This is a genomic window from Lonsdalea quercina (assembly GCF_900107885.1).
GTDB lineage: Bacteria > Pseudomonadota > Gammaproteobacteria > Enterobacterales > Enterobacteriaceae > Lonsdalea > Lonsdalea quercina.
The window spans coordinates 231186-256198 of the sequence record NZ_FNQS01000004.1 but is presented as its reverse complement, the minus strand read 5'-3'; the positions used below and the strand labels follow the sequence as shown (position 1 = coordinate 256198).

22 protein-coding genes and 1 other annotated feature are annotated in these 25013 nt (G+C 54.7%); of the genes, 15 read left to right on the top strand and 7 right to left on the bottom strand.

The window, feature by feature from the left end; genetic code table 11:
• Window positions 1-44 precede the first annotated feature (44 nt).
• Window positions 45-371: a trp operon repressor gene (trpR, locus tag BLU64_RS08005; RefSeq protein WP_026741635.1), complete on the top strand. Its 327-nt coding sequence runs from the start codon at window positions 45-47 to the stop codon at window positions 369-371.
• 21 nt (window positions 372-392) lie between these two features.
• Here trpR and yjjX read toward each other — a convergent pair whose 3' ends face one another.
• Entirely contained in the window at window positions 393-926 is a 534-nt protein-coding gene (gene yjjX, locus BLU64_RS08000; RefSeq protein WP_026741636.1) for an inosine/xanthosine triphosphatase, read from the bottom strand.
• A 51-nt stretch (window positions 927-977) separates the two neighbouring features.
• Here yjjX and gpmB point away from each other — a divergent pair, with 51 nt between their 5' ends.
• On the top strand, window positions 978-1628 hold the full coding sequence (gpmB, locus tag BLU64_RS07995; protein WP_026741637.1) for a 2,3-diphosphoglycerate-dependent phosphoglycerate mutase GpmB: 651 nt from the start codon (window positions 978-980) through the stop codon (window positions 1626-1628).
• Here gpmB and robA read toward each other — a convergent pair.
• Entirely contained in the window at window positions 1625-2494 is an 870-nt protein-coding gene (robA, locus tag BLU64_RS07990; protein ID WP_026741638.1) for an MDR efflux pump AcrAB transcriptional activator RobA, read from the bottom strand. The genes gpmB and robA overlap by 4 nt on opposite strands.
• Before the next feature lie 211 nt (window positions 2495-2705).
• Here robA and creA point away from each other — a divergent pair, with 211 nt between their 5' ends.
• A complete protein-coding gene (gene creA / locus BLU64_RS07985) occupies window positions 2706-3185 on the top strand; it encodes a protein CreA (protein ID WP_026739040.1) in 480 nt (159 codons plus the stop codon).
• A 51-nt stretch (window positions 3186-3236) separates the two neighbouring features.
• On the opposite strand, the gene arcA is transcribed toward creA, so the two are convergent.
• Window positions 3237-3953: a two-component system response regulator ArcA gene (gene arcA / locus BLU64_RS07980; protein ID WP_074728331.1), complete on the bottom strand. Its 717-nt coding sequence runs from the start codon at window positions 3951-3953 to the stop codon at window positions 3237-3239.
• Window positions 3954-4738: 785 nt separating this feature from the next.
• On the opposite strand from arcA, the gene BLU64_RS07975 reads away from it, so the two are divergent.
• The 5 genes from BLU64_RS07975 to thrC all read left to right on the top strand — a co-directional run bounded on the left by BLU64_RS07975 (window position 4739) and on the right by thrC (window position 10536).
• Window positions 4739-5440: a tRNA/rRNA methyltransferase gene (locus tag BLU64_RS07975; protein ID WP_026741640.1), complete on the top strand. Its 702-nt coding sequence runs from the start codon at window positions 4739-4741 to the stop codon at window positions 5438-5440.
• Between the two features lie 198 nt (window positions 5441-5638).
• Window positions 5639-5710, top strand: a complete 72-nt coding sequence (thrL, locus tag BLU64_RS17870) for a thr operon leader peptide (RefSeq protein ID WP_139171492.1) — start codon at window positions 5639-5641, stop codon at window positions 5708-5710.
• Window positions 5646-5764 (top strand) — a sequence feature (Thr leader region). (Overlaps the previous gene by 65 nt.)
• 87 nt (window positions 5765-5851) lie before the next feature.
• On the top strand, window positions 5852-8311 hold the full coding sequence (gene thrA, locus BLU64_RS07970) for a bifunctional aspartate kinase/homoserine dehydrogenase I (RefSeq protein ID WP_026741641.1): 2460 nt from the start codon (window positions 5852-5854) through the stop codon (window positions 8309-8311).
• A gap of 2 nt (window positions 8312-8313) precedes the next feature.
• Window positions 8314-9243 (top strand): homoserine kinase, encoded by a 930-nt coding sequence (gene thrB, locus BLU64_RS07965; RefSeq protein WP_026741642.1) that lies wholly within the window; start codon window positions 8314-8316, stop codon window positions 9241-9243.
• Window positions 9244-9246: 3 nt separating this feature from the next.
• Window positions 9247-10536 carry a threonine synthase gene (gene thrC / locus BLU64_RS07960; RefSeq protein ID WP_026741643.1) on the top strand — a complete coding sequence of 430 codons (1290 nt, stop codon included), beginning with the start codon at window positions 9247-9249 and terminating at the stop codon, window positions 10534-10536.
• 73 nt (window positions 10537-10609) lie between these two features.
• Here thrC and galK read toward each other — a convergent pair whose 3' ends face one another.
• Both galK and BLU64_RS07950 read right to left on the bottom strand, forming a co-directional pair.
• Window positions 10610-11776, bottom strand: a complete 1167-nt coding sequence (gene galK / locus BLU64_RS07955; protein ID WP_036152353.1) for a galactokinase — start codon at window positions 11774-11776, stop codon at window positions 10610-10612.
• A gap of 9 nt (window positions 11777-11785) precedes the next feature.
• Window positions 11786-12829 (bottom strand): UDP-glucose--hexose-1-phosphate uridylyltransferase, encoded by a 1044-nt coding sequence (locus tag BLU64_RS07950; RefSeq protein ID WP_074728329.1) that lies wholly within the window; start codon window positions 12827-12829, stop codon window positions 11786-11788.
• A gap of 413 nt (window positions 12830-13242) precedes the next feature.
• On the opposite strand from BLU64_RS07950, the gene galR reads away from it, so the two are divergent.
• Window positions 13243-14253, top strand: a complete 1011-nt coding sequence (gene galR, locus BLU64_RS07945) for an HTH-type transcriptional regulator GalR (protein WP_026741646.1) — start codon at window positions 13243-13245, stop codon at window positions 14251-14253.
• 471 nt (window positions 14254-14724) lie between these two features.
• On the opposite strand, the gene yaaA is transcribed toward galR, so the two are convergent.
• Window positions 14725-15501, bottom strand: a complete 777-nt coding sequence (gene yaaA, locus BLU64_RS07940) for a peroxide stress protein YaaA (RefSeq protein WP_026741648.1) — start codon at window positions 15499-15501, stop codon at window positions 14725-14727.
• A gap of 337 nt (window positions 15502-15838) precedes the next feature.
• Between yaaA and tal the strand changes: the two genes are divergently transcribed.
• Window positions 15839-16792 carry a transaldolase gene (tal, locus tag BLU64_RS07935; RefSeq protein WP_026741649.1) on the top strand — a complete coding sequence of 318 codons (954 nt, stop codon included), beginning with the start codon at window positions 15839-15841 and terminating at the stop codon, window positions 16790-16792.
• A gap of 48 nt (window positions 16793-16840) precedes the next feature.
• Here tal and BLU64_RS07930 read toward each other — a convergent pair whose 3' ends face one another.
• On the bottom strand, window positions 16841-17926 hold the full coding sequence (locus BLU64_RS07930) for a GGDEF domain-containing protein (RefSeq protein WP_026741650.1): 1086 nt from the start codon (window positions 17924-17926) through the stop codon (window positions 16841-16843).
• Window positions 17927-18293: 367 nt separating this feature from the next.
• On the opposite strand from BLU64_RS07930, the gene mog reads away from it, so the two are divergent.
• The 5 genes from mog to BLU64_RS07905 all read left to right on the top strand — a co-directional run bounded on the left by mog (window position 18294) and on the right by BLU64_RS07905 (window position 24939).
• On the top strand, window positions 18294-18872 hold the full coding sequence (mog, locus tag BLU64_RS07925; protein ID WP_026741651.1) for a molybdopterin adenylyltransferase: 579 nt from the start codon (window positions 18294-18296) through the stop codon (window positions 18870-18872).
• A 129-nt stretch (window positions 18873-19001) separates the two neighbouring features.
• Entirely contained in the window at window positions 19002-20336 is a 1335-nt protein-coding gene (locus BLU64_RS07920) for an MFS transporter (RefSeq protein WP_074728372.1), read from the top strand.
• A 346-nt stretch (window positions 20337-20682) separates the two neighbouring features.
• Window positions 20683-22596 (top strand): molecular chaperone DnaK, encoded by a 1914-nt coding sequence (dnaK, locus tag BLU64_RS07915; RefSeq protein WP_026741652.1) that lies wholly within the window; start codon window positions 20683-20685, stop codon window positions 22594-22596.
• A gap of 114 nt (window positions 22597-22710) precedes the next feature.
• Window positions 22711-23841, top strand: a complete 1131-nt coding sequence (dnaJ, locus tag BLU64_RS07910) for a molecular chaperone DnaJ (protein WP_026741653.1) — start codon at window positions 22711-22713, stop codon at window positions 23839-23841.
• Window positions 23842-24039: 198 nt separating this feature from the next.
• Entirely contained in the window at window positions 24040-24939 is a 900-nt protein-coding gene (locus BLU64_RS07905) for a glycerophosphodiester phosphodiesterase family protein (protein ID WP_074728327.1), read from the top strand.
• The last annotated feature ends 74 nt before the right edge of the window (window positions 24940-25013 follow it).

The window sequence follows — 25013 nt, the reverse complement described above, 5'->3', positions numbered from 1 at the left end:
ACATGTTATGCTTGCGTACTAGTTTCTTGATATGGCAAAAGGCTATGACGACACCATCTCCTTACGATCCCGCACTGTCGGAAGAAGACAATGAAAACTGGTCTTATTTTCTGGATCTTTTAAGGCAATCAGTGAAGGACGACCTGGCGCTACCGCTGTTGCAGTTGCTGTTGACGGCGGATGAACGTACAGCGCTCGGAACTCGGGTGCGTATTATTCAGGAGTTGATGCGCGGTGACTTGAGTCAGCGCGAGCTGAAAAACGAATTAGGGGCCGGCATTGCAACCATCACGCGAGGGTCGAATAGTTTGAAAGCTGCACCGCCCGACTTGAAGAATTGGCTTGAAGCGCAGCTTCTGGAAAAAAAATAGGGGAGTTCGACGGGATACGGTTTACGCCTTGGAAACCGCCTGTTGAAACAACGTGTTGTGAAACGGCACCAAGGCCAGTAGTAAGGCCTGATGATAAACGCTGGCCCGTGTCAGCTTACCATTGGTGAACACGCCAATCGCGCCGCCTTTTTGATTCACGTTTTCAATACCGCTCAGGCGCGCCATTTCTTCGCCTAGCTCTCGGCCTTCGCGAACCCCCAGCAGGACCGCTTCTGGGAGCATCAAACTGGCGGAACGGGACTCTCCCCGAATCGTCGCGTTCTCGACAACCATCCAGGCGAAAGTCATGTTGTCTTCGATGCCGGCCTCGACCCCGACCCAGAAATCAGCCTCGGGACGAACCTGACGGGCCATCATGACGCGGTTTCTTGCCCCCGTACGTGTTTCCGAGGAACCCAAAGGCTGATGTGGAACGCCGCTGTCTACGTCGACTCCCTCAATGCGGCAATTTTCCGCACCAAAAACATCAGCAAATGCTAAAGTTACGGCGTTGATTTTTGCCGGGTTAGTCGTAGACGCTACAACGTAATACATAATGTTCTCTACTCTAGTCGTTAATTTGACGCAGTATAACGGAAAACAATCATGTTACAGGTATATCTTGTTCGCCACGGAGAAACCGAATGGAACGTGGCGCGGCGCATCCAGGGGCAATCAGATAGCAAACTGACGTCGGTGGGCGAGCAGCAGGCTCATCGCGTGGCGGAACGGGTAAAAAATCTGGGAATTACCCACATCATTGCCAGTGATCTGGGCCGAACGCGCCGTACGGCCGAAATCATTTCAGAGGGCTGCGGCGGTTGCCCCATTCTGCTCGAACCCAACCTGCGTGAGCTGAACATGGGGGTTCTGGAAGAGCGTCTGATCGACTCGCTTAATAGCGAGGAAGAAGGATGGCGCAAGCAAATTGTGGATGGCACACGAGATGGTCGTATTCCTAAAGGGGAGTCACTCTCCGAATTGGCCGAGCGGACGCACAAGGTGCTTGAGTTTTGCCTGACTCTGCCTCCCGGTAGCCGTCCTCTGCTGGTGAGCCACGGTATTGCACTGGGTTGTTTGCTCGGAACGCTACTGGGTTTACCTGCCTGGGCAGAGCGGCGACTTCGTTTGCGTAATTGTTCGCTGTCCCGTATTGACCACCAGCAGAGTCCGTGGCTGGCTTCTGGTTGGGTCGTTGAGACGGCCGGCGACGTTTCCCATCTGGATGCCCCGGCACTGGACGAACTACAGCGCTAGCGCCGCACCGGGATGAAGTATTCGCAGCAGATCACCGCAGGTGCTTCATCCGGTCTCACTCCGCCGGACAGCTTGAAACGCTCGATGTCGGACCCTTTGCGCCGGGTCAGCTTGAGGGTCGGCAGGCAGGTGTCATACAGGCTGACAATAAAGTTCTGAAGATCATCTTTCGGGCCTTCATAGTTGAACTTCACGTACTCGCCGCCCGGCAGGGTGATGGATTCGCCTGGGGCAGTGCCTTCCGGAACGTTATCTGGCTCCATCGCCGTGGTATAGAGCACTTCATGCTCGTCATCTTTGTCTTTGCTCGGACGAGAGTGAGCCAATCCATACAATCGGTCTGGAATTTGCTTGGCGTCACCGAGATACTGGCGCCAGTAATGAACCCTAAGCTCCATTCGGAAATGGCACAGCTGTTCCAACGTGCCGCTATAAATTTGCGTCAGGCCTACCAGTTTTATTTCTGGCAGTGTGATGAACTCAGGCTGAGGCATGGTAAAAGCGCCCAGTCGAATTGGAGCCTGAATGCCATGAGTATTCCAGTCATCCGAGCGTCGGTATGATGCCGGCGTTTGGGAAAATTGTTTCTTAAACGCGCGTGTGAAGGTTTGCTGAGAATCAAAACGATATTGCAGAGCGATATCCAGAATGGGCCGGCTCGTCAGGCATAGTGCCACGGCGGCTTTGGTCAGACGTCGGGCACGGATGTAAGAGCCGATGGCATGGCCCGTGACGTCCTTGAACATTCTCTGCAGATGCCATTTCGAATAACCCGCTTTTGCCGCGACTTTGTCCAGCGACAAAGGCTGGTCCAGGTGACCTTCCAGCCAGTTAAGCAGGTCATGTATGATACTGGCTTGATCCATAGCTCGTCCTCATAGAACACTCAGAGCGATAAAGGTTATAAGACGCTGCATGATAGCAACTTTTTTCATCTACGACTGCCAGGAATTTCAGGTAAAGGCTCAAGGGCGCACGTCGGCAGAGTGACTATTCGCAGCCGGTGAAGCAAAATAAGCTTTCTTAAAATACCTCTACACGCCATGAGTGATGGCTACATATCAGGAAAATTGCAAAATGTTCAAAAAGTCATTGTTGAGTCTTGGACTCTTTCTAAGCGTTGCGGTTTCAGCGAGTGCTGAAGAGGTGGGCTCTGTAGATACGGTATTCAAGCTGTTTGGTCCCGACCATAAAATTGTGGTGGAGGCTTTTGACGACCCGGATGTCACCAACGTTACCTGCTATCTGAGCCGGGCTAAAACGGGAGGGATCAAGGGGGGATTAGGGTTGGCCGAAGATACGGCTGACGCGGCAATCTCGTGTCAACAGGTGGGGCCGATCACGTTGAGCGAGAAAATCACGAAGAGTAAAGGGAAGGGCAACGTGGTTTTCCAACAGCGCACTTCGTTAATTTTCAAAAAATTACAGGTAGTGAGATTTTACGATGAGAAACGCAATGCGTTGATCTATCTAACTTACTCTGACCGTGTCATCGACGGTTCGCCCAAAAATGCGCTCAGCGCGGTGCCTATAATGGCGTGGGGAAAAACGCAGTAATGCCGTAGAGAGGGGCAAACCGGAGGCTTTCGTTCCGGTCTGCCCAACCCGTTACTCTTCCAGATCACCACAGAAACGGTAACCTTCGCCATGAATAGTGGCGATGATTTCCGGCGTATCGGCGGTGGATTCAAAGTGTTTACGGATGCGGCGGATAGTGACGTCGACCGTGCGGTCATGCGGCTTTAGCTCGCGGCCGGTCATTTTCTTCAACAGTTCCGCTCGGGACTGGATTTTTCCCGGGTTTTCGCAGAAGTGCAACATGGCGCGGAACTCGCTGCGCGGCAGTTTGTATTGTTCGCCATTCGGGCTGATCAGCGAGCGGCTGTTGATATCCAGCTCCCAGCCGTTAAAACGATAGCTTTCCACCAGACGGCGCTCTTCTGTGCCGCCGCCCAGATTCATGGTGCGAGACAGCAGGTTGCGTGCTCGGATGGTCAGTTCACGCGGGTTAAACGGCTTGGTGATGTAATCGTCAGCGCCAATTTCCAGGCCCAGAATCTTGTCGACTTCGTTATCACGGCCCGTGAGAAACATCAGCGCCACGCTGGCTTGTTCACGCAGTTCGCGCGCCAGCAGCAGGCCGTTTTTACCCGGCAGATTAATATCCATAATCACGAGGTTGATATCGTTCTCTGACAGGAGCTGATGCATTTCAGCACCATCGGTGGCTTCGTGAACGATGTATCCCTCGGCCTCGAAAATGCTTTTGAGGGTATTGCGAGTGACTAACTCGTCTTCGACAATAAGAATGTGGGGGGTCTGCATGTTTGCTACCTAAATTGCCAACTGATAATTTGAGAAGTACAAAAGTCTGGATTCTTCAGGCGCTCTAGAAATAATGTTCACCGTCTCACGCGCCAACTGACTCAAGTACGTAAATGCGTTTCGATGCACTTTTCCTCACCCGCAAAGTGTTTTAATGGCTGGTGAGTGGAGGCGCTAAACTCGGCCTCAAATTTTAAAAGTGGCGCACAGTTTAACCTTATTAACAGCAACATAACAGTAAGCACTGATTTCGCCAGCCAGCAAATTTACGGTTCTGTTGACATATATCAAATTTGATTGTAGCACGTTAAAATTTTTGTGAAAAACAGATATGAAAATGTCAATCGAAGTCACATTTTGGCGGCATGTTGAATCGTTTTGCCCAAAAAGTTGTGGAGTTTTTCACCCGAGCGAAGACAGAAAGTGTCCGTAATAGGGTGATACCCATGGTTTTTTATTTTGGATGCGCCATTTCAGTTAATTCATTACGTTGACTATGCAGTGGAAATAAACAAGCAAACTATTGTTGTTTTTGTGTTGCGGTAATGTTTAATTCCTAATTCCATCCCCCTCTTTATTCCTTCGCTTATTACGGCTTTCTTGTTGAAAGCACGAATTCTCCCACTTTTTACAGTGTTTGGCTGACGCCTTTCAGCGGCGCGCAAGTCATGCCTTTGTCATCTCCATTCTGCTATCCGTGATAAATTGTCTCTCACCCCCCGCGTTGCACGGTTTAGCGCGCAAGGGGAAGGTGTTTTGGCGATGCGGTATCTAAAGGGGCAGTCATGCAGTTTCATATTATTTTAGTAGCTCCGGCACGGGCTGAGAATGTGGGCGCAGCGGCGAGGGCAATGAAAACCATGGGGTTCACTCGGCTGCGCATTGTCGATAGCCGCGCGCATCTAGAGCCAGCCGCCCGTTGGGTCGCTCATGGCTCGGGAGATATTCTGGATGGTGTTGAGTCCTTCCCCTCGCTTTCGGCGGCATTGGCTGACGTTGATTTTACCGTCGCCACTACGGCGCGCAGCCGTGCGCGTTATCACTATTACTGCACGCCAGCTGAATTGCAGGGCGTGATGGAAGAAAAACGAAGCTGGGTTTCTTCCGCCGCGCTGGTGTTTGGGCGTGAAGACTCCGGGCTGACCAACGAGGAGCTGGCGCTGGCCGATGTCCTGACCGGCGTGCCGATGCAGGCGGACTATCCTTCATTGAACCTGGGCCAGGCGGTCATGGTGTACTGTCATCAGTTGTCGTCGCTGATGAATGTGCGGTCGGAGAAGGCGCCGATCGCGCAGGCGGGGCAGTTGAACGCGCTGCGTCAGCGTATGGATCGCTTGCTGGTGGATATCGGGGCGGAACAGGATGCCAAACTCAAAGATTGGTTGCATCAGCGCTTAGGCATGCTGGAACAGCGGGATACCGCGATGTTACACATGCTCCTTCACGACATCGAAAAAGCTCTCCCGAAAGAAAATCAGGGGAAATAAGTTTTTTGAAGTCAAATATAAGACTGAGTTATTTTTCATAAACCAATCTGTGGTGGTTGATTAATTTACTGGTTTATCTGTCTGTTTGGCGGTGCGCTGAATGTCGGCTAAAAAACAGAAATCCATTGACTTAGCGGTATGATTGCCCTAACTAATAGGGCCAGTAAAAGTTGATTACGAACGAGATACGACTATTCCATGCGCCCATTTAGCCTGATTACCACGATGATTATTACTATCACCGATACGATGTATTGCGGTGCGGGCTGACGCGTAAAGAAGAATCCAAAAAGGCCCGCACTTCACAGTGCGGGTTTTTTTTTATGGCAGGCGAAATCCTGCCTGCCACAAGCGGCAATCAAGAATGCAGTGGGCGTTTTTGTTGACGGAAATTCAGGAGAACAGAAAAAAATGCGAGTGTTGAAATTTGGCGGGACTTCGGTGGCTAATGCGGAACGATTTATTCGCGTTGCCGACATTATTGAAAGTAATGCTCGGCAGGGACAGGTTGCCACCGTCTTGTCCGCCCCGGCAAAAATTACCAACCATCTGGTTGCGATGATCGAAAAAACCGTTGCCGGACACGACACTGAGACGCATTTTACCGAAGTACAGACGATTTTCTCTTCGCTGTTGTCCGGGTTGGAAAAAACGCAGCCGGGTTTCCCTTACGCACGTCTCAACACGTTGCTCGATCAGGAATTGGCGCTGATCAAGCAGGTACTTCACGGAATCTCTCTGCTGGGCCAGTGTCCGGATAGCGTCAATGCCACCATGATTTGTCGCGGCGAAAAATTGTCCATCGCTATCATGGAAGGCATGTTCCAGGCGCGCGGCTACCAGGTTTCGGTCATTAATCCGGTCGAGAAACTGCTGGCGCAGGGGAATTATCTGGAGTCTACCGTCGATATCGCCGAGTCGACCCGTCGCATCAATGAACAGGCGATCCCCAAGAACGACGTGATCCTGATGGCGGGTTTTACCGCCGGTAACGAGAAAGTCGAACTGGTGGTGCTGGGCCGCAACGGTTCCGATTATTCAGCTGCGGTCCTCGCCGCCTGTTTGCGCGCAGAGTGTTGCGAAATCTGGACCGATGTCGACGGCGTCTATACCTGTGACCCTCGCCAGGTACCGGACGCGAGGTTACTGAAGTCCATGTCGTATCAGGAAGCCATGGAACTCTCCTACTTCGGCGCCAAAGTTCTCCACCCTCGCACCATCGCTCCCATCGCCCAGTTCCAGATACCTTGCCTCATCAAAAACACTGAAAATCCCAAGGCTCCCGGCACGTTGATCGGGCTAGACAGTTCCGACAAACAATATCCGGTGAAGGGCATCACCAACCTCAGCAATATGGCGATGATCAACGTCTCCGGCCCGGGGATGAAAGGCATGGTCGGCATGGCGGCGCGTGTATTCGCCGCCATGTCCCGTTCAGGGATTTCCGTCGTGCTGATTACGCAATCTTCTTCTGAGTACAGCATTAGCTTCTGCGTTTCGCAGAATGAACTGCGCCACGCATGCAAAACGCTGGAAAATGAATTCTATCTGGAGCTGAAAGAGGGCGTGCTCGACCCGCTCGACGTGATCCAGCGTCTGGCTATCATCTCCGTGGTCGGCGATGGCATGCGCACGCTGCGCGGCCTGTCGGCGCGTCTGTTCACCGCGCTGGCCAGCGCGAACATCAACATCGTTGCGATTGCCCAGGGGTCTTCCGAGCGCTCCATCTCCGCCGTAGTCAACAATGACGTCGCCACCATCGGCGTGCGCGTTGCCCATCAGATGTTGTTCAACACCGAGCAGGTGATTGATGTCTTCGTGATTGGCGTCGGCGGCGTCGGCGGGGCTCTTTTAGAACAGATTCATCGCCAACAGCCTTGGCTCAAACAGAAACACATCGACCTGCGCGTATGCGGCATCGCCAACTCGAAAGCACTGTTGACGAATATCAACGGCATCTCGATGGACCATTGGCGCGACGATCTGGCGAAAGCCCGCGAGCCGTTCAATCTGGAAACGCTGAGCCGCCTGGTGAAAGAGTATCACCTGCTGAATCCTGTCATTGTGGACTGCACCTCCAATCAGGCCGTGGCCGATCAGTATGTGGACTTCCTCAAAGACGGTTTCCACGTCGTCACGCCTAACAAGAAAGCCAACACCGGCAGCTTGAGCTATTACCATCAGCTGCGCGATGCGGCGGCTGCGTCTCGCCGCAAGTTCCTGTACGACACCAACGTGGGCGCCGGTCTTCCCGTCATTGAAAACATGCAGAACTTGCTCAACGCGGGCGACGAACTGGTCCAGTTCAACGGGATCCTTTCGGGGTCGCTATCCTTCATCTTCGGCAAGTTGGATGAAGGTATGACGCTGTCGCAGGCCACGCTGCTGGCGAAAGAAAAAGGGTATACCGAGCCGGACCCGCGTGACGATCTTTCCGGTATGGACGTTGCGCGCAAGTTATTGATTCTAGCGCGCGAAGCGGGGTACGAACTGGAGCTGGACGATATTCTGGTCGAATCCGTATTGCCGGACAGTTTTGATGCGTCTGGCGATGTCGCGACCTTTATGGCTCGCTTGCCGGAACTGGACGGCGAGTTCGAACGCCGAGTACTGAAGGCGCGCGATGAAGGGAAAGTGCTACGTTATATCGGTATGATTGAAGACGGGAAATGCAAAGTCGCCATCAGCGCGGTGGGCGGTAATGACCCGCTGTTCAAGGTGAAGGACGGTGAAAACGCCCTGGCCTTCTACAGCCGCTACTATCAACCTCTGCCGCTGGTGCTGCGCGGCTACGGAGCAGGAAATGACGTGACGGCGGCGGGCGTATTCGCCGACCTGTTACGTACCTTGTCATGGAAGGTGGGAGTCTAATCATGGTCAAAATTTATGCGCCGGCCTCCATCGGGAATGTGAGCGTTGGGTTTGATGTGTTGGGCGCCGCTGTTTCGCCGCTAGACGGCTCTTTGCTGGGAGACTGCGTCTCCGTCAGCGCGGCTGATGCGTTCAGCCTGAAGAATGAAGGGCGCTTCGTCAGCAAACTGCCGACAGAGGCTCGCGAAAACATCGTTTATCAGTGCTGGGAGCGTTTCTGTCAGGAAATTGGCGAAACGGTGCCGGTCGCGATGACGTTGGAAAAAAATATGCCGATCGGCTCCGGTCTGGGTTCAAGCGCCTGTTCCGTGGTCGCCGGGCTGATGGCGATGAATGAGTTTTGCGGTAAACCGCTGGATGACCATTGCCTGCTGACGCTGATGGGCGAGCTGGAAGGCCGCATTTCGGGCAGCGTCCATTACGACAACGTCGCGCCGTGTTTTCTGGGCGGCATTCAACTGATGGTGGAAGAGTGCGGGATTGTCAGTCAACCGGTACCGGGATTTGACGACTGGTTGTGGGTGATGGCTTACCCTGGCATTAAAGTATCGACCGCCGAAGCGCGGGCAATTCTGCCGGATAGCTACAGCCGTCAGGACTGTATTCGCCATGGTCGCTATCTGGCGGGCTTTATTCACGCGTGTCACACCGGCCAGGCTGAACTGGCGGCAACGCTGATACACGATGTGATTGCGGAACCTTACCGCACCCAGCTGCTGCCCGGTTTCGCCGCGGCACGGCAGGCGGCGCAGGACATCGGCGCGCTCGCGACCGGGATTTCCGGTTCCGGTCCGACGCTCTTTTCCATCTGCAACGACAGGGCGGTAGCGCAGCGTCTGGCGGACTGGCTGCGGGTAAACTATCTGCAAAATGACGAAGGTTTTGTTCATATTTGCCGTCTGGATACGTCCGGCGCGCGACAATTGGGATAACGCATGAAACTGTACAATCTGAAAGATCATAACGAACAGGTCAATTTTGCTCAGGCGATACGACAAGGCTTAGGAAGCCAGCAAGGTCTGTTTTTCCCGCTGGATCTGCCGGAGTTTGATCTGACGGCGATCGATGAGCTGCTGGAGCAGGACTTCGTGACCCGCAGCAGCCGTATTTTGTCGGCCTTCATCGGCGACGAGCTGCCGCCTGAAACGGTTTACCAGCGGGTCAAGGCGGCGTTCGCTTTTCCTGCGCCGGTGGTGCCGGTCAGCGAAGATATCGCGGCGCTGGAATTGTTCCACGGTCCGACGCTGGCCTTTAAGGACTTCGGCGGCCGCTTCATGGCGCAGATGCTGGCGGAAGTCGCCGGCGATCAGCAGATCACCATTCTGACCGCGACTTCCGGGGATACCGGCGCCGCGGTGGCGCATGCCTTCTACGGTTTGGAAAACGTGCGCGTCGTTATCTTGTATCCGCGCGGTAAGATCAGCCCGCTGCAGGAAAAACTGTTCTGTACGCTGGGCGGCAACATCCATACCGTTGCCATCGACAGTGACTTCGACGCCTGTCAGGCGTTGGTGAAACAGGCGTTCGACGATCAGGAACTGAAGGACACGATCGGTCTGAACTCGGCTAACTCCATCAACATCAGCCGCCTGTTGGCGCAGATTTGCTACTACTTCGAAGCCGTCGCGCAGCTGCCTCAGGAAGCGCGCAATCAGCTGGTGGTCTCTGTCCCGAGTGGAAACTTCGGCGATCTGACCGCCGGCCTGCTCGCCAAGTCTCTGGGCCTGCCGGTAAAACGTTTCATCGCCGCGACCAATGCGAACGACACCGTGCCCCGTTTCCTGCAGAACGGAACATGGCAGCCTAAACAGACGGTTGCCACGTTGTCGAATGCGATGGACGTCAGCCAGCCGAACAACTGGCCGCGCGTGGAAGAGCTATATCGCCGTAAAAACTGGCAGTTGAATACGCTGGGTTTCGGTGCGGTCAGCGACGACACCACCAAGGAGACGATGCACGAGCTGGAAGCGCTGGGCTACACCTCTGAGCCTCATGCGGCCATTGCCTATCGTTTGCTGCGCGATCAACTACAGCCTGGAGAGTTCGGTTTGTTCCTGGGAACGGCGCATCCGGCGAAGTTCAAAGAGAGCGTGGAAGAGATTCTGGGCAAAACTCTGGAACTGCCCGCCGCGCTGGCTGAGCGCGCCGATCTGGAACTGCTGTCCCACAACTTTGGTCCTGACTTTGCTCCGTTGCGTAAGTTCCTGATGGAACTGCCGCGTTAAAGCACATCGCAACCCATCGTGAGGCGATCCTTCTCCTTACGAGGGTTGCGAAAGTCCGGCGGCATTGCAGGCATCAGGCCAGCAGGCCCGCGCCGCCGGATGGCTGACTGATATACAGCGTGGGTTGCAGGCCGGTCAGGCGCGGGTACTCCCGCTCAATCACTAAGCTGATATCGCGCGTCATTTCTGAAGGCACCAGCGCGACGACACAACCCCCGAAGCCTCCTCCCGTCATCCTTGCGCCGCCCGTATCGCCGACCTCGTCCTGAATCAGTTTCGCCAACGTATCCACGGGCGGGACCGTGATGTCAAAATCATCGCGCATGGAAAGATGCGATTGTCTCATCAGCGTAGACAGTCTCGGCATGTCGCCTGCGGTCAGCGCCTCGGCGGCGGACAGCGTGCGGGCGTTTTCCGTGATGACGTGACGAGCGCGGCGCATGGCAAGATCGTCCAGCCCCGTTTTTTCCTGCTCGAACCGATCGAGAGAAACATCCCGCAGCGCGGCGACGCCGAAGTGACGCGCGGCCGCTTCGCACTGCTGCCTGCGCAGGTTGTACTCGCTGTCCACCAGACCACGATGGACGTTGGAGTGCACAATCATGACGGCGATCCCGGCGGGCATTTTCACCAGCGAGTGATCCAGCGAACGACAGTCGATCAGCAGGGCATGACCGGCGCGTCCCTGAGCCGAAATATACTGGTCCATAATGCCGCAGCTACAGCCGACGAACGCGTTCTCCGCCTGTTGCCCATTAAGCGCAAGCTCAAGCTGGCTGAGCGACAGTCCGTTCAACGCCTTAAAGGTCTGACCGATGGCGACTTCCAGCGACGCCGAGGAGCTTAATCCTGCGCCGGTGGGGACGTTGCCGACGATCGCCATATCCAACCCGGTCAGGTTGACGCCGCGCATCAACAGATATTTCACCGTCCCACGGACGTAGTTAGCCCAACCAAAGGTAGGATGCGGCACGATATCCTGAGCCAGTTCGAACTCATCCTGTTGTTGATCGTAATTGATGGCGACGACCCGGATACGGCTATCATAGCGTGGGCGGGCGGCGATCACGGTTTGATAATCAATCGCGCAGGGCAGGACAAAGCCCTCGTTATAGTCGGTGTGTTCGCCGATTAAATTGACGCGCCCCGGCGCCTGGACGAAGGCGGCCGGCGCAAACCCGAAGGTCTGCTGGAAAACCGCGTCTGCGGTCGTTTTCAAGTGGGTGATGTGGGTTGTCATCAGTCGGCCTCAGACGTGTTCGCGAAAGTGAATGTCGCTGACCGCGCGCAGGCGTTCCGCCGCCTGCTCTGCCGTCAGATCGCGCTGGGCTTCCGCCAGCATTTCATAGCCCACCATAAATTTTCGGATGCTGGCGGAACGCAGTAGCGGCGGATAGAAGTGCGCATGTAACTGCCAGTGGTCGTGGCTTTCCGCGGTGAAGGGGGCGCCGTGCCAGCCCATAGAATAGGGAAATGAGCACTGAAACAGATTGTCGTAGCGGCTGGTCAGTTTTTTCAGGGCGAGCGCCAGATCGTCGCGCTGTCGCTCGTTCAACTGCGGCAACCGCCGAACGGCGAACTTCGGCAGCAGCAGCGTCTCAAACGGCCACGACGCCCAGTATGGGACTACCGCCAGCCAGTACTCGGTTTCCACCACCGTGCGTGCGCCCGCCTGCTGTTCGCGTTGCATGTAGTCGAGCAACATCGGGGTGCCGTACCGCGTCAGATAGTCGCGTTGCTGCTGGTCTTCAATTAATGCCTCGTTAGGCAGAAAATCATTGGCCCAGACCTGCCCATGCGGATGCGGGTTGGAACAGCCCATCATCGCGCCTTTATTTTCGAACACCTGCACCCACGGATACCGCTCTCCCAGTTCCGCGGTCTGATCGCTCCAGGTATCAATCACGGCCCGCAACGCGGGAAGGGGGAGCAGGGGAAGTGTCTTGCTGTGGTCAGGGGAGAAGCAGATCACGCGGCTCAGTCCTCGGGCGTCACTCATCTGAAACAGGGGATCGTTGCCTGACGGGACATCCGGGGTATCCGCAAGCAGCGCCGAAAAATCATTGGCGAAGACAAACGTGCCGGTGTAGTTGGGGTTGGTTTCCCCTGAAATACGGGGGTTTCCGGCGCACAAATAGCAGCTCGGATCGTGGACGGGTGGCGTCGTCAGATCGGGACTATCCTGCTGTCCTTGCCAGGGCCGTTTGGCGCGATGCGGCGAGATCAGCACCCAGTCGCCTCTAAGAGGGTTGAAGCGTCTGTGTGGGTGTTCTGTAGGTTCAAACAACATCATGGACGACTCCTGTGTCATCACCGGGACCGACGTGCCGTAGCACCGTGCGTTGGTCCGCTTTTGGACTGGATAAACCCCTAAACTATGTAATCAGTTACACTTCATTTTAAATAGGAAGAATCGAGTAATTTCGGGATTTGTAGGAATGTATTTTTGTTGTCTTTTTACCTTTGGTGTAACCGGTTACCCTATTTAAGCAGCGACGGGGCATTTTGTGAAGTGCTGTGAGAGAGAAGGACCGTGACGGCGATCGCGTAAACGTAGCGCTGTTGGTTGAGGTTCCCTGGAAGGTCGCAGGCTTAGGGCGAAAGCGGTATATTGAGCGGCATGGCGAGCGCTGTGTGCCGCCCCGTAATAGGCAATGACGTCAATGAGTGTGCCGCAGCACGCCGTTACGTATACAGGAATGTGATATGGCTACCATAAAGGATGTTGCCCGTTTGGCGGGTGTCTCAGTTGCGACAGTTTCCCGTGTGATTAATGACTCCCCCAAGGCCAGCGTGGCGTCGCGTGAGGCCGTGACTCAGGCGATGGTGGCGCTGCGGTATCATCCTAACGCCAACGCGCGCGCGCTGGCGCAGCAGAGCGCCGAGACGATGGGACTGGTGGTGGCGGATGTCTCCGATCCCTTTTTCGGCACGATGGTAAAAGCGGTTGAACAGGTGGCTCAAAGCGCCAGAAAGTTTCTGCTCATCGGCAATGGTTATCACAATGCTGAGCAAGAAAAACAGGCGATCGAACAGCTCATTCGCCACCGTTGTAGCGGTTTGGTGGTCCATGCGAAAATGATCGCTGACGATGAGCTGGCGATATTGATGGACCATATTCCGCATATGGTGCTGATCAATCGGGTGCTTGAAGGTTATGAACATCGTTGCATCGCGTTGGACGATCGTCAGGGCGCCTTTTTATCCACGCAGCATTTGATTCAGTCAGGCCATCGGCGCATCGGTTTTCTGTGCTCGAACCATCCTATTTCCGATTCCATCGACCGTTTGAAAGGGTATAAAGAGGCGTTGGCTAAACATCAAATTACCTACGATGAACGGCTGGTGGCGCGTTCCACGCCGGACGAAGCGGGCGGCGAAATGGCGATGACGATCCTGCTGAGTCGCGGCGGCAATATGAGCGCGGTGGCCTGCTACAACGATTCGATGGCGGCTGGGGCGCTTTCGGTGCTGGACGATAACGGCATCGCGGTGCCGCAGGCGATGTCGCTGGTAGGATTCGACGACGTACTGATCGCCCGTTATTTGCGTCCGCGTCTGACGACGATCCACTACCCTGTATCGGCCATGGCGGTGCAGGCCGCGGAGCTGGCATTAGCGCTGTTTGAAGACAGAGAACCGGCGGAGTCAACGCATCTGTTTCACCCAACGCTGGTGAGGCGTCAGTCGGTCGCGGCGCCGTCCGAGCCATGTTGATGCCGTGGTCTAACGTGCTCGATAGGGGAGATAGTCCTCTATCCCCGGTTTGAGTATCGCGCCATGGCCACCGCTGCAACGCCTCTTTATCTTGATACGTCGCTCTGAACGCCTTATTGGAGGTGTGATCCAGAACCCCCTGGATGGCGGTAATACTCGCTAGTCCGGCGTTTCCAACGCAAAGTGGCGGTATGATAAAACCGGATGTCGGCATCCGGAATGGCGTCGGCGAGGCGTTTCAGGATTGCCTGACCGACGATGCCAGCGTCGTCTCCTGGTTCAAGGCTGTCAGACAACTCCCTGGCGATTTTTCGAATTTCCCTGCCAGCCTTGCTGCAAGGACTGGAGCGTTAAGAGCGACGACGGGTCGGATGACTGTGTTGGACGGGGGCGGAGGTGTACATCCCAAATGCTTCCACTCACGGCGGCAGAGGGCGGCGAACCGTGGTCCGCCGGCGGCTTCATCTTTGCCTATGCACGCTCTGCGCGTTTGAAGACCAGCTCGTCCGCTGACGACGCCTCGGCGGCAAAGCCGTATCCCTCAAGATCGAATTCTTTCAACTGTTCCGGTTTCGTGAGCTGGTTCTGGATGATGAAACGGCTCATCAACCCGCGAGCTTTTTTGGCATAGAAACTGATCACTTTATATTTGCCGTTTTTCTCATCCAGAAAGACCGGTTTGATAATGCGTGCATTGAGTTTCTTTGGCTTCACGGACTTGAAGTATTCGTCGGAGGCGAGGTTGATCAAAATGTCGTCGCCTTGCGCTTCCAGCGCCTGATTCAGCGTGCCGGTAATGGTATCGCCCCAGAACTGATACAGATTATCACCCGCCTGATTTTTGAGTTTGATGCCCATCTCCAGCCGGTAAGGCTGCATTAAATCCAGCGGCCGCAGTACGCCGTACAGTCCGGAAAGAATACGCATGTGTTGTTGAGCGAATGAAAAATCACGATCGCTGAAGTCTTCAGCCGCCAGGCCGGTATAAACGTCGCCTTTGAACGCGAGCAGCGCCTGGCGTGCATTATCCGGCGTAAAATGGGGCTGCCAGTCGTTGAAGCGCGCCGCGTTGAGTCCGGCCAGTTTGTCGCTGATGCCCATCAGAGAGGATATCTCCGCAGGAGTCAACGTCTTGCAGCGTTCGATGAGCTGGGACGAACGCTCCAGCAGTTCTGGCTGAGAATGACGCGTTGTCGGGAGGGGGCTGGTGTAGTCCAGCGTTTTAGCCGGAGAAATCGTGATAAGCATGAGCAGGTTCCCTGTGATTTCATTGCGCAATTTTAATAGCACTAATGTAGCAAAAAACGGGCTGACGCCGGGGAAGGAAAGGGCGATGGTTGCGACAGGGGAGGTTAATTAACGCGTCTAACTGGAGATTTTTCTCGTTTTTATATCCACAGAGACGAAAATGTTATTCGCGATTATTTTCATTTTTCTTATTGATTTACAAGGTTAAAATAATAAGAAAACCTAGAGGTAAGCCCATTGTCGGGCCGTCTTGCGTGGGGTTTCGCGCATGTTATCATCAATTTCTGGCGACGGCACCCTGCCACCAGTTCATGTACTAACAATGAGAAAGGCCAACATGACGGATAAACTGACTTCCCTACGCCAATACACTACGGTGGTGGCTGATACCGGTGATATCGCGGCAATGAAACTGTACAAGCCGCAGGATGCCACCACGAACCCTTCTTTGATTTTGAATGCGGCCCAGATCCCGGAATATCGCAAACTGATTGATGACGCCGTGAACTGGGCGCGTCAGCAGAGCAACGACCCGGCTCAGCAGGTAACCGACGCCTCCGACAAACTGGCTGTGAACATCGGGCTGGAAATTTTGAAGCTGGTTCCCGGCCGTGTTTCCACCGAAGTGGATGCTCGACTGTCCTATGACACCGAAGCCAGCGTGGCGAAAGCGAAACGTTTGATCAAACTCTACAACGATGCCGGGATCGACAACGAACGTATCCTGATCAAACTGGCTTCTACCTGGCAGGGCATCCGAGCGGCGGCGCAGTTGGAAAAGGAGGGCATCAACTGCAACCTAACGTTACTGTTCTCCTTCGCTCAGGCCCGCGCCTGTGCGGAAGCGGGCGTGTTCCTGATCTCACCGTTCGTGGGCCGTATTCTCGACTGGCACAAAGCCAACGGCGAACAGCAGACGTTTGAACCGCAGGAAGATCCGGGCGTTATCTCGGTGAGTGAAATTTATGATTACTACAAATCTCACGGCTACGAAACGGTGGTTATGGGGGCAAGCTTCCGTAACAGCGGTGAAATTCTGGCGTTGGCGGGCTGTGACCGTCTGACCATTGCGCCTGCTCTGCTGAAAGAGCTGGCGGAAGCGGAAGGTAGCGTCGAACGCAAACTGTCTTATAGCGGAGAGATTCAGGCGCGTCCGGCTCCGCTAACGGAATCCGAGTTCTATTGGGAGCATAACCAGGACCCGATGGCCGTGGATAAATTGGCGGAGGGGATCCGCAAGTTTGCCGTCGACCAGGGCAAGCTGGAAAAAATGATTGCCGATCTGCTGTAAGACGGCAAAGGCAGTAAACATTTCCTACGGCCAGCTATCGCTGGCCGTTTATTTTTCAACACGGTTACGGCTTTTCTTCGCAGCGTATAACTTGATGTCGGCCCGATTAATGACTTGTTCCAACGTTTCTTCGCCAGCCGCGTATTCCACTAAACCAATACTGACGGAGAGATGACGTTTGGATAATTTGTCGTATGTCATTTCGTGGATCGCAAGGCGAATCCGTTCCGAGACTCTGTAGGCGTTATCCAACGTCGTATTCGGTAATATCACCGCGAATTCGTCGCCGCCCAAACGCCCCAAAATATCGCCTCTGCGAAAATAGTTTCGGGTAACGTCAGCGACATCTTTCAAGGTTTCATCACCCGCGGCATGGCCTAGCGTATCATTAATTTTCTTGAAGTGATCCAGGTCGATCAGCAGGACGCACAGCGGTTGTCGTTGCTGGGTGGCATTGCGCATGACTTTATTAGCGGCATGGTAAAAGGCATCTCTGCGCAGGCAGCCGGTTAGATCGTCGTAACGCGCGATGGCCGGTAGTTCAATCAGGTACTTTTTTATCAACAGCGCCAGCATCGTCCCGAGAAAAGCGCCAAATAGGCTGATGCTAAGCAGCGCCACCAACGAACTGAGAGAGGAAAATACGGATCTGAATACAGGCGGTCCACTCAATGTGGCAAACCGGATACGGATACCCACCAGATCATCTGTGGACGACAGTAGAGGAAGTACGGACGTTAACTGATCTTCCTTGTTCAACTCCCCTACGGTAGGCAGTTTGCTCTGGCAGACGCGAGCGATCGACTTTTCACTCAACGTGATATCAAATGACGAGAGTCGGTGAATACACTCTTTGACGACATCGTTACTTCGGAAAGAAAGAATAATCACTCTGGAGAAGAGCGATTCACCATTTTTATAGCTATGGTCGCTTTCTACAAGTCCATTACCATTATTAAATGATTCATAGATCTGAATGATATTATCGAAATAGCGTTTTTCTTCCTGCCAATTCTTTCGCTGCGTGTTCAGCAGAATGCAGGCAGTAATGAGAAATGAGACTATACCAAACAGGATGAACGCGATCGGTGTATGGGATAGGGTTTTTAAAACATTGCGTTGGAATTTATTCATTCAGACATCTTATTCGAATTAAATCATTCACCTGGAATAGTTATGCAGGACAATCATAAGTAATATTGAAGAGAAACATTGTTCGCGATACCGCTCGCCAGCGCAGTATCGCGAGACCGCTATTTTGGCGGTTTTATTCTCAAGTGTCAGTAGTTGGCGATAATATATTATCGCATTCTCGAATTCATTTTTTGTCGCATGGAGTTGACCCAAACGCGCCCTCATTCGTCGACAGAAAAATGAAAAAGCAATGAAGTCGTGGTGGGTATTTCCTGATAGCCCACCAGGGCTATTTTAGAGGGTGCTATTGACGTTGGGCTGATAAAATGAGCTTTTCCGAGACAATAAAGGTAGGCACGAGGTCATTATGAACAGTTTGCGCATTGGGTTAGTGTCGATTTCTGACAGGGCATCCAGCGGCGTTTATCAGGATAAAGGGATCCCGGTACTGGAAACGTGGCTTTCACAAGCGCTGACGACGCCGTTTGAGATACAGTCGCGCCTGGTACCGGACGAGCAAGCCCTGATCGAACAGACGCTGTGCGAGCTGGTGGATGAATCCGGCTGTCACCTGGTGCTGACCACTGGCGGAACCGGCCCGGCCCGACGCGATGTGACCCCTGATGCCACGCTGGCGGTCGCCGACCGGGAGATGCCGGGATTCGGCGAACAGATGCGGCAGATCAGCCTGAAATTCGTTCCGACGGCAATACTGTCGCGTCAGGTGGGGGTAATTCGCAAACAGGCGTTGATTCTGAACCTGCCGGGCCAGCCCAAGTCGATTCAAGAGACGCTCGCAGGCCTGAAGGATGATGCGGGTCATGTCATCGTTCCGGGGATTTTCGCGAGCGTTCCCTACTGTATTCAACTGCTGGAAGGTCCCTATATTGAAACCGATCCTCAGGTCGTGGCCGCTTTCCGTCCTAAAAGCGCGCTTCGCGAGTGACCGCAATGCGTTCGGCGCTCGCTCGTCATAAGAATTAGATGGGGCTGGCTGACGTGAATTTGTCGGTATAGTCATGGTTTAGTAAGGAAACGACAGCGCCTTGATTCAATGGCGCACAGCGCGGTCATTATGGATAATGCATCTCATCGGCAGTTGAATCGACAAGATTACAAAACCCTTTCTCTGGCGGCGCTGGGTGGCGCTTTGGAGTTCTACGATTTTATCGTGTTCGTCTTCTTCGCGCCGGTGATCAGCCAGCTTTTCTTCCCGGCCGATATCCCCGAGTGGCTTCGCCAGCTGCAAACGTTCGGCATTTTCGCCGCGGGCTATCTGGCCCGGCCGCTGGGCGGGGTCGTCATGGCTCACTTTGGCGATCTGGTTGGGCGTAAAAAGATGTTCAACCTGAGCATCCTCCTGATGGCGTTGCCGACGCTGGGCATGGGCTTGTTGCCGACCTACGCAACGATAGGCATTGCCGCTCCGGCGTTGCTGTTGCTGCTACGTTTATTGCAGGGGGCTGCTATCGGCGGCGAGGTGCCTGGCGCCTGGGTCTTTGTTGCAGAGCACGTGCCGCCCAAACGCATTGGCATCGCCTGCGGAATTCTGACGTCGGGCCTTACGCTGGGCATTTTAGTGGGGTCGCTGCTGGCGTCAGTGCTGAATACGTTGATGTCTCCGGAGCAAATTCTGTCCGCCGGTTGGCGCATTCCGTTCTTTATCGGCGGCCTTTTCGGTTTTATTGCGATGTATCTGCGGCGTTGGCTCAAAGAAACCCCCGTGTTTGTCGCAATGCAGACACGCAAACAGCTGGCGAAAGAGCTGCCGCTCAAATCGATCATGCAGGCGCACAAAAAGTCGGTGGTGTTATCGATGATGCTGACCTGGCTGTTGTCGGCGGGGGTGCTGGTCGTGGTGCTGATGTCGCCCACCTATTTGCAGCAGGTTTACGGGATTGCCCCCGCGCTGACCCTACAGGCAAACAGTCTTGCGACCGTGATGCTGATGTTAGGCTGCATTGTCGCAGGCGGTATTGCAGACCGGCTGGGACTGGGCGTGACTTTCATCGGCGGCAGTCTGCTGCTGGCCGCCTGCAGCGGGGTATTTTATACCCATGCGGCGGATAGCACGGAAATCCTGTTCGTCAGCTATGCGCTGGCCGGATTCAGCGTCGGCGTGACGGGGGTGGTGCCGTGCGTGATGGTGCGTGCTTTTCCCCCTGCCGTGCGATTTTCCGGCATTTCATTGTCTTACAATATCGCCTACGCGATTTTTGGCGGACTGACGCCGATTTTGGTGACGTCCTTGATGAAACTGACGCCGCTGGCGCCCGCACTGTACGTCCTGTTCCTGTCGATGGGCGGGGTGCTGATAGGCGGCTATCTGCTGCGTTGTATGCGCGGAAAAGAACAGAGCGAAGATTTCTTTGCAAGCGAAGCGCCATCTTATTTCTCCGAACGCGAATAAATCGTCTCGCACGTCGTCACTCAACGTATCGGCGTTCACTGGTCCTATCTCTGACGGAGAAATTGTTCTCCTTCGGCGACAAAACCGCGGGAAAAGCGCGCTCAAGCGCGGCGCCAGAAGGCGGCTTGGCGCCTTTCTTCTGTACACAGAAAAAGCAAAATAGCAAAAGAATGGTTTTTTTTACCAACTAGCCCTTGATGCTGGCATTGTCGTCCCCATCTATGAGTCATCGAGAACAGTTTGACCGAATACGGCATGGTATTGCGGGGAGTTGAAAACTCATCCGCGGCCCACATAGTAGGTTGAACTACCACAACCGAATATGACTTTTAGTGGAGATGTTTAGATGGGTAAGATCATTGGTATCGACTTGGGAACAACCAACTCTTGTGTTGCGATTATGGATGGTACGAAGGTTAAGGTACTGGAAAACAGCGAGGGCGATCGCACCACGCCTTCCATCATTGCTTATACGCAAGACGGTGAAACTCTGGTTGGCCAACCGGCTAAACGTCAGGCGGTGACCAACCCTAAAAACACGCTGTTTGCTATCAAGCGTCTGATTGGTCGTCGTTTCCAGGACGAAGAAGTCCAGCGTGACACCAACATCATGCCGTACAAAATCATCGGCGCCGATAACGGCGACGCTTGGCTGGAAGTGAAAGACCAGAAATTGGCTCCGCCGCAGATTTCCGCCGAAGTTCTGAAGAAAATGAAGAAAACGGCTGAAGATTATCTGGGCGAGGCCGTCACTGAAGCGGTGATTACCGTACCGGCTTACTTCAACGATGCTCAGCGTCAGGCGACTAAAGACGCCGGCCGTATCGCAGGTCTGGAAGTCAAACGTATCATTAACGAACCGACCGCTGCCGCTCTGGCCTACGGTTTGGATAAAGAAGTCGGCAACCGTACTATTGCGGTTTATGACTTGGGTGGCGGTACGTTTGATATCTCCATCATCGAAATCGATGAAGTAGAAGGCGAAAAAACCTTCGAAGTACTGGCGACCAACGGTGACACCCACCTGGGTGGCGAAGACTTCGACAGCCGCCTGATCAACTACCTGGTTGACGAGTTCAAAAAAGAGCAGAACTTCGATCTGCGCAATGACCCGCTGGCCATGCAGCGTCTGAAAGAAGCGGCAGAAAAAGCGAAAATCGAGCTGTCTTCCGCACAGCAGACCGACGTTAACCTGCCGTACATCACGGCTGACGCTTCTGGCCCGAAACACCTGAACATCAAAGTGACTCGCGCCAAACTGGAATCGCTGGTAGAAGATCTGGTCACGCGTTCTTTAGAGCCGCTGAAAGTGGCGCTGCAGGATGCCAAACTGTCTGTTTCTGACATCAACGACGTGATCCTGGTTGGTGGTCAGACCCGTATGCCGATGGTGCAGAAAAAAGTGGCTGACTTCTTCGGCAAAGAACCGCGCAAAGACGTTAACCCGGATGAAGCTGTGGCTATCGGTGCTGCCGTACAGGGCGGCGTGTTGTCTGGTGATGTGAAAGACGTACTGCTGCTGGACGTTACCCCGCTGTCTCTGGGTATCGAAACCATGGGCGGCGTAATGACTTCGCTGATTGCCAAGAACACCACGATCCCGACCAAACACAGCCAGGTGTTCTCTACGGCGGAAGACAACCAGTCTGCTGTGACGATCCACGTACTGCAGGGTGAACGTAAACGTGCTCAGGACAACAAATCCCTGGGCCAGTTCAATCTGGACGGCATTCAGCCGGCGCAGCGCGGCGTACCGCAGATCGAAGTTACCTTCGACATCGATGCCGATGGTATCCTGCACGTGTCCGCGAAAGACAAAAACAGCGGTCGCGAACAGAACATCACCATCAAAGCGTCTTCCGGTCTGAACGAAGACGAAATCCAGAAGATGGTGCGTGAAGCTGAAGCCAACGCGGAATCTGACCGTAAGTTCGAAGAACTGGTTCAGACCCGCAACCAAGGCGACCACCTGCTGCACAGCACGCGTAAGCAGCTGGAAGAACTGGGCGACAAACTGGCTGCCAGCGACAAAACGGCTATCGAAGACGCGCTGAAAGCGCTGGAATCTTCGCTGAAGTCTGAAGATAAAGCAGACATCGAAGCGAAAATCCAGGCGCTGGCTGAAGCCTCCACCAAACTGCTGGAAGCATCTCAGCAGCAGGCTCAGCCGGAAGCCGGTGCCGCTGGCGGTGAAAGCGCGGACCGTAAAGACGACGATGTCGTTGATGCGGAATTCGAAGAAGTCAAAGACAAAAAATAATCGCCCTTGAGCGGGCGCGGCAGCGGTAAATGTTACCGCTGTCGGCAAGGCAATCAGCACGGGCGTCGGGGAAACTCTGCGCCCGTGCACGCATGTTGAGGGCAGATAACAAGCATGGCTAAGCAAGACTACTATGAAACGTTAGGCGTTGCGAAAGGCGCGGATGAACGTGAAATCAAGAAGGCGTATAAGCGCCTGGCGATGAAGTTTCACCCGGACCGTAACCCCGGTGACAGCAGTGCTGAAGCCAAATTTAAAGAAGTCAAAGAAGCCTACGAAGTGCTGAGCGATTCGCAGAAACGCGCTGCATACGATCAGTATGGTCATGCTGCGTTTGAACAAGGCGGCATGGGCGGCGGCGGTGGTTTCGGCGGCGGCGCAGACTTCAGCGATATCTTTGGCGACGTTTTCGGCGACATATTCGGTGGCGGACGCCGTCAACGTGCGAGCCGTGGCTCCGATCTCCGTTACAACATGGATCTGACTCTGGAAGAAGCCGTGCGTGGCGTCACCAAAGAGATCCATATTCCTACGCTGGAAGAGTGTGATGTTTGTCATGGCAACGGCTCCCGTCCGGGCAGCTCGCCGGCGACCTGTCCAACCTGCCACGGTAACGGCCAGGTGCAAATGCGTCAGGGATTCTTCACCGTGCAGCAGGCGTGCCCGCACTGTCACGGTCGCGGCAAGATCATCAAAGATCCGTGCGTGAAATGTCACGGGCATGGCCGTATGGAAAAAAGCAAAACGCTGTCGGTTAAAATTCCGGCGGGCGTGGACACGGGGGACCGCATTCGTCTTTCCGGCGAAGGCGAAGCCGGTGAAATGGGCGCGCCAGCGGGCGATCTGTACGTCCAGGTCCAGGTGAAGCAGCACCCAATTTTCCAGCGCGAAGAGAACAACCTGTACTGCGAAGTGCCTATTAACTTTGCGATGGCGGCATTGGGCGGCGAAATCGAAGTGCCGACGCTGGATGGCCGCGTGAAGCTGAAAGTCCCGGCGGAAACGCAGACTGGCAAACTGTTCCGAATGCGTGGTAGAGGCGTGAAGTCCGTTCGCGGCGGCGCCCAGGGCGACCTGCTGTGTCGCGTTGTGGTGGAAACCCCGGTCAGCCTGAATGAGCGTCAGAAAGAGCTGCTGCAGGAGCTGGAGCAGAGCTTCGGCGGACCTTCCGGCGAGCGCAACAGTCCGCGTTCGAAAAGCTTCTTCGACGGCGTGAAAAAGTTCTTTGACGACTTGACCCGTTAAGTCCGTTCTCGCGTCGATTCCATCAACGGCCCGCTTGCGGGCCGTTTTTTATGGCGCGACGCTGCGCCGTTTTCTTTCCCCTCGTGGACAGTTCGCGTGATGGCGGCCTTCTTGAACGCCTTGGCGCGTTGTGACAAAAACGTCATATCGCGACGATATGCTTAGGCACTTCCTCTCTAGCTTAAACGGATGCCTATCATGCAACGATTTTCCCACCGCTTCTGTGCGTTTCTGTGTTTGGCGATGGTGTCTGCCGCGGCCTATTCCGCCACCGCGCCTCAGGTGATCGCTCATCGGGGTGGGACCAGCGACGCGCCGGAAAATACGAGGGTTGCGGTTGAATCCGCGCTTAAGAACGGCGCGGATGCAATCTGGGTTACGCTGCAGGAGACGAAAGATGGCGTGATTGTGCTTTATCGCCCGACGGATCTTAAGGCGCTGACCGATAAACAGGGCCCGGTTTCTGCGTATACCAGCGCTGAATTGGCAAATGTGGATGCGGGATGGGCTTTCGGCGATATCCCGCATCACCCCTTCCGAGGCAAAGGTATTGGCATCCCCCGACTGGATGCGATTTTGCGTGCTTATCCTCAGGTGCCGTTCTATCTGGATATCAAATCGCCCGACGCTGATCCGGTGCGTTTCGGCCAGGCGCTGTTGAAAACGCTGCTGGAAACCAGAAGTTTGGCGCGCACGCGCGTTTATTCCACGGATGCTCGTTATCTTGAGGCGTTGCCGCCGCAAATTTCTCGTTTCGAAACCCGAGACCGTACCAGAACCTTGCTGGCGAATGTTTCCATGGCACATCTATGTGACCCGCTTCCGGCCGCGCGCGTACCGCATTGGTATGGGTTGGAGTTGCGTCGCGAGGTCGAGGTCGTCGAGCGCTTCACCTTGGGAGAAGGGCGTTCCAAAGCCGTACTGACCTGGGATAAAGAAGCGATGGACTGCTTCCGGTCGGCCGGGGCGGCGCAGGTGATTCTGTTCGGCGTCAATACGCCAGCCGACTACCAGCGTGCGCGGGAGTTAGGGGCGGATGGCGTGCTGGTGGATTCTCCGCGCGGCGCATGGTTTTTTCGTCAGGGAAACGTGAAATAGCGCTGCACACCGCCATCAAGAATGGCGGTTGGTGCGGAGATGACACGATTTTTCAGCCCCAAAGGCGCTCAACA

What these genes read in the sequence shown, in the direction of transcription:
- creA (WP_026739040.1), top strand. Translation starts at nt 2,706, where the DNA reads ATGTTCAAAAAGTCATTGTTGAGTCTTGGACTCTTTCTAAGCGTTGCG.
- dnaK (WP_026741652.1), top strand. Translation starts at nt 20,683, where the DNA reads ATGGGTAAGATCATTGGTATCGACTTGGGAACAACCAACTCTTGTGTT.
- gpmB (WP_026741637.1), top strand. Translation starts at nt 978, where the DNA reads ATGTTACAGGTATATCTTGTTCGCCACGGAGAAACCGAATGGAACGTG.
- tal (WP_026741649.1), top strand. Translation starts at nt 15,839, where the DNA reads ATGACGGATAAACTGACTTCCCTACGCCAATACACTACGGTGGTGGCT.
- BLU64_RS07905 (WP_074728327.1), top strand. Translation starts at nt 24,040, where the DNA reads ATGCAACGATTTTCCCACCGCTTCTGTGCGTTTCTGTGTTTGGCGATG.
- yaaA (WP_026741648.1), bottom strand. Translation starts at nt 15,501, where the DNA reads ATGCTTATCACGATTTCTCCGGCTAAAACGCTGGACTACACCAGCCCC.
- robA (WP_026741638.1), bottom strand. Translation starts at nt 2,494, where the DNA reads ATGGATCAAGCCAGTATCATACATGACCTGCTTAACTGGCTGGAAGGT.
- BLU64_RS07950 (WP_074728329.1), bottom strand. Translation starts at nt 12,829, where the DNA reads ATGATGTTGTTTGAACCTACAGAACACCCACACAGACGCTTCAACCCT.
- galR (WP_026741646.1), top strand. Translation starts at nt 13,243, where the DNA reads ATGGCTACCATAAAGGATGTTGCCCGTTTGGCGGGTGTCTCAGTTGCG.
- dnaJ (WP_026741653.1), top strand. Translation starts at nt 22,711, where the DNA reads ATGGCTAAGCAAGACTACTATGAAACGTTAGGCGTTGCGAAAGGCGCG.
- arcA (WP_074728331.1), bottom strand. Translation starts at nt 3,953, where the DNA reads ATGCAGACCCCCCACATTCTTATTGTCGAAGACGAGTTAGTCACTCGC.
- thrB (WP_026741642.1), top strand. Translation starts at nt 8,314, where the DNA reads ATGGTCAAAATTTATGCGCCGGCCTCCATCGGGAATGTGAGCGTTGGG.
- thrC (WP_026741643.1), top strand. Translation starts at nt 9,247, where the DNA reads ATGAAACTGTACAATCTGAAAGATCATAACGAACAGGTCAATTTTGCT.
- galK (WP_036152353.1), bottom strand. Translation starts at nt 11,776, where the DNA reads ATGACAACCCACATCACCCACTTGAAAACGACCGCAGACGCGGTTTTC.
- BLU64_RS07975 (WP_026741640.1), top strand. Translation starts at nt 4,739, where the DNA reads ATGCAGTTTCATATTATTTTAGTAGCTCCGGCACGGGCTGAGAATGTG.
- BLU64_RS07930 (WP_026741650.1), bottom strand. Translation starts at nt 17,926, where the DNA reads ATGAATAAATTCCAACGCAATGTTTTAAAAACCCTATCCCATACACCG.
- thrA (WP_026741641.1), top strand. Translation starts at nt 5,852, where the DNA reads ATGCGAGTGTTGAAATTTGGCGGGACTTCGGTGGCTAATGCGGAACGA.
- trpR (WP_026741635.1), top strand. Translation starts at nt 45, where the DNA reads ATGACGACACCATCTCCTTACGATCCCGCACTGTCGGAAGAAGACAAT.
- mog (WP_026741651.1), top strand. Translation starts at nt 18,294, where the DNA reads ATGAACAGTTTGCGCATTGGGTTAGTGTCGATTTCTGACAGGGCATCC.
- BLU64_RS07920 (WP_074728372.1), top strand. Translation starts at nt 19,002, where the DNA reads ATGGATAATGCATCTCATCGGCAGTTGAATCGACAAGATTACAAAACC.
- yjjX (WP_026741636.1), bottom strand. Translation starts at nt 926, where the DNA reads ATGTATTACGTTGTAGCGTCTACGACTAACCCGGCAAAAATCAACGCC.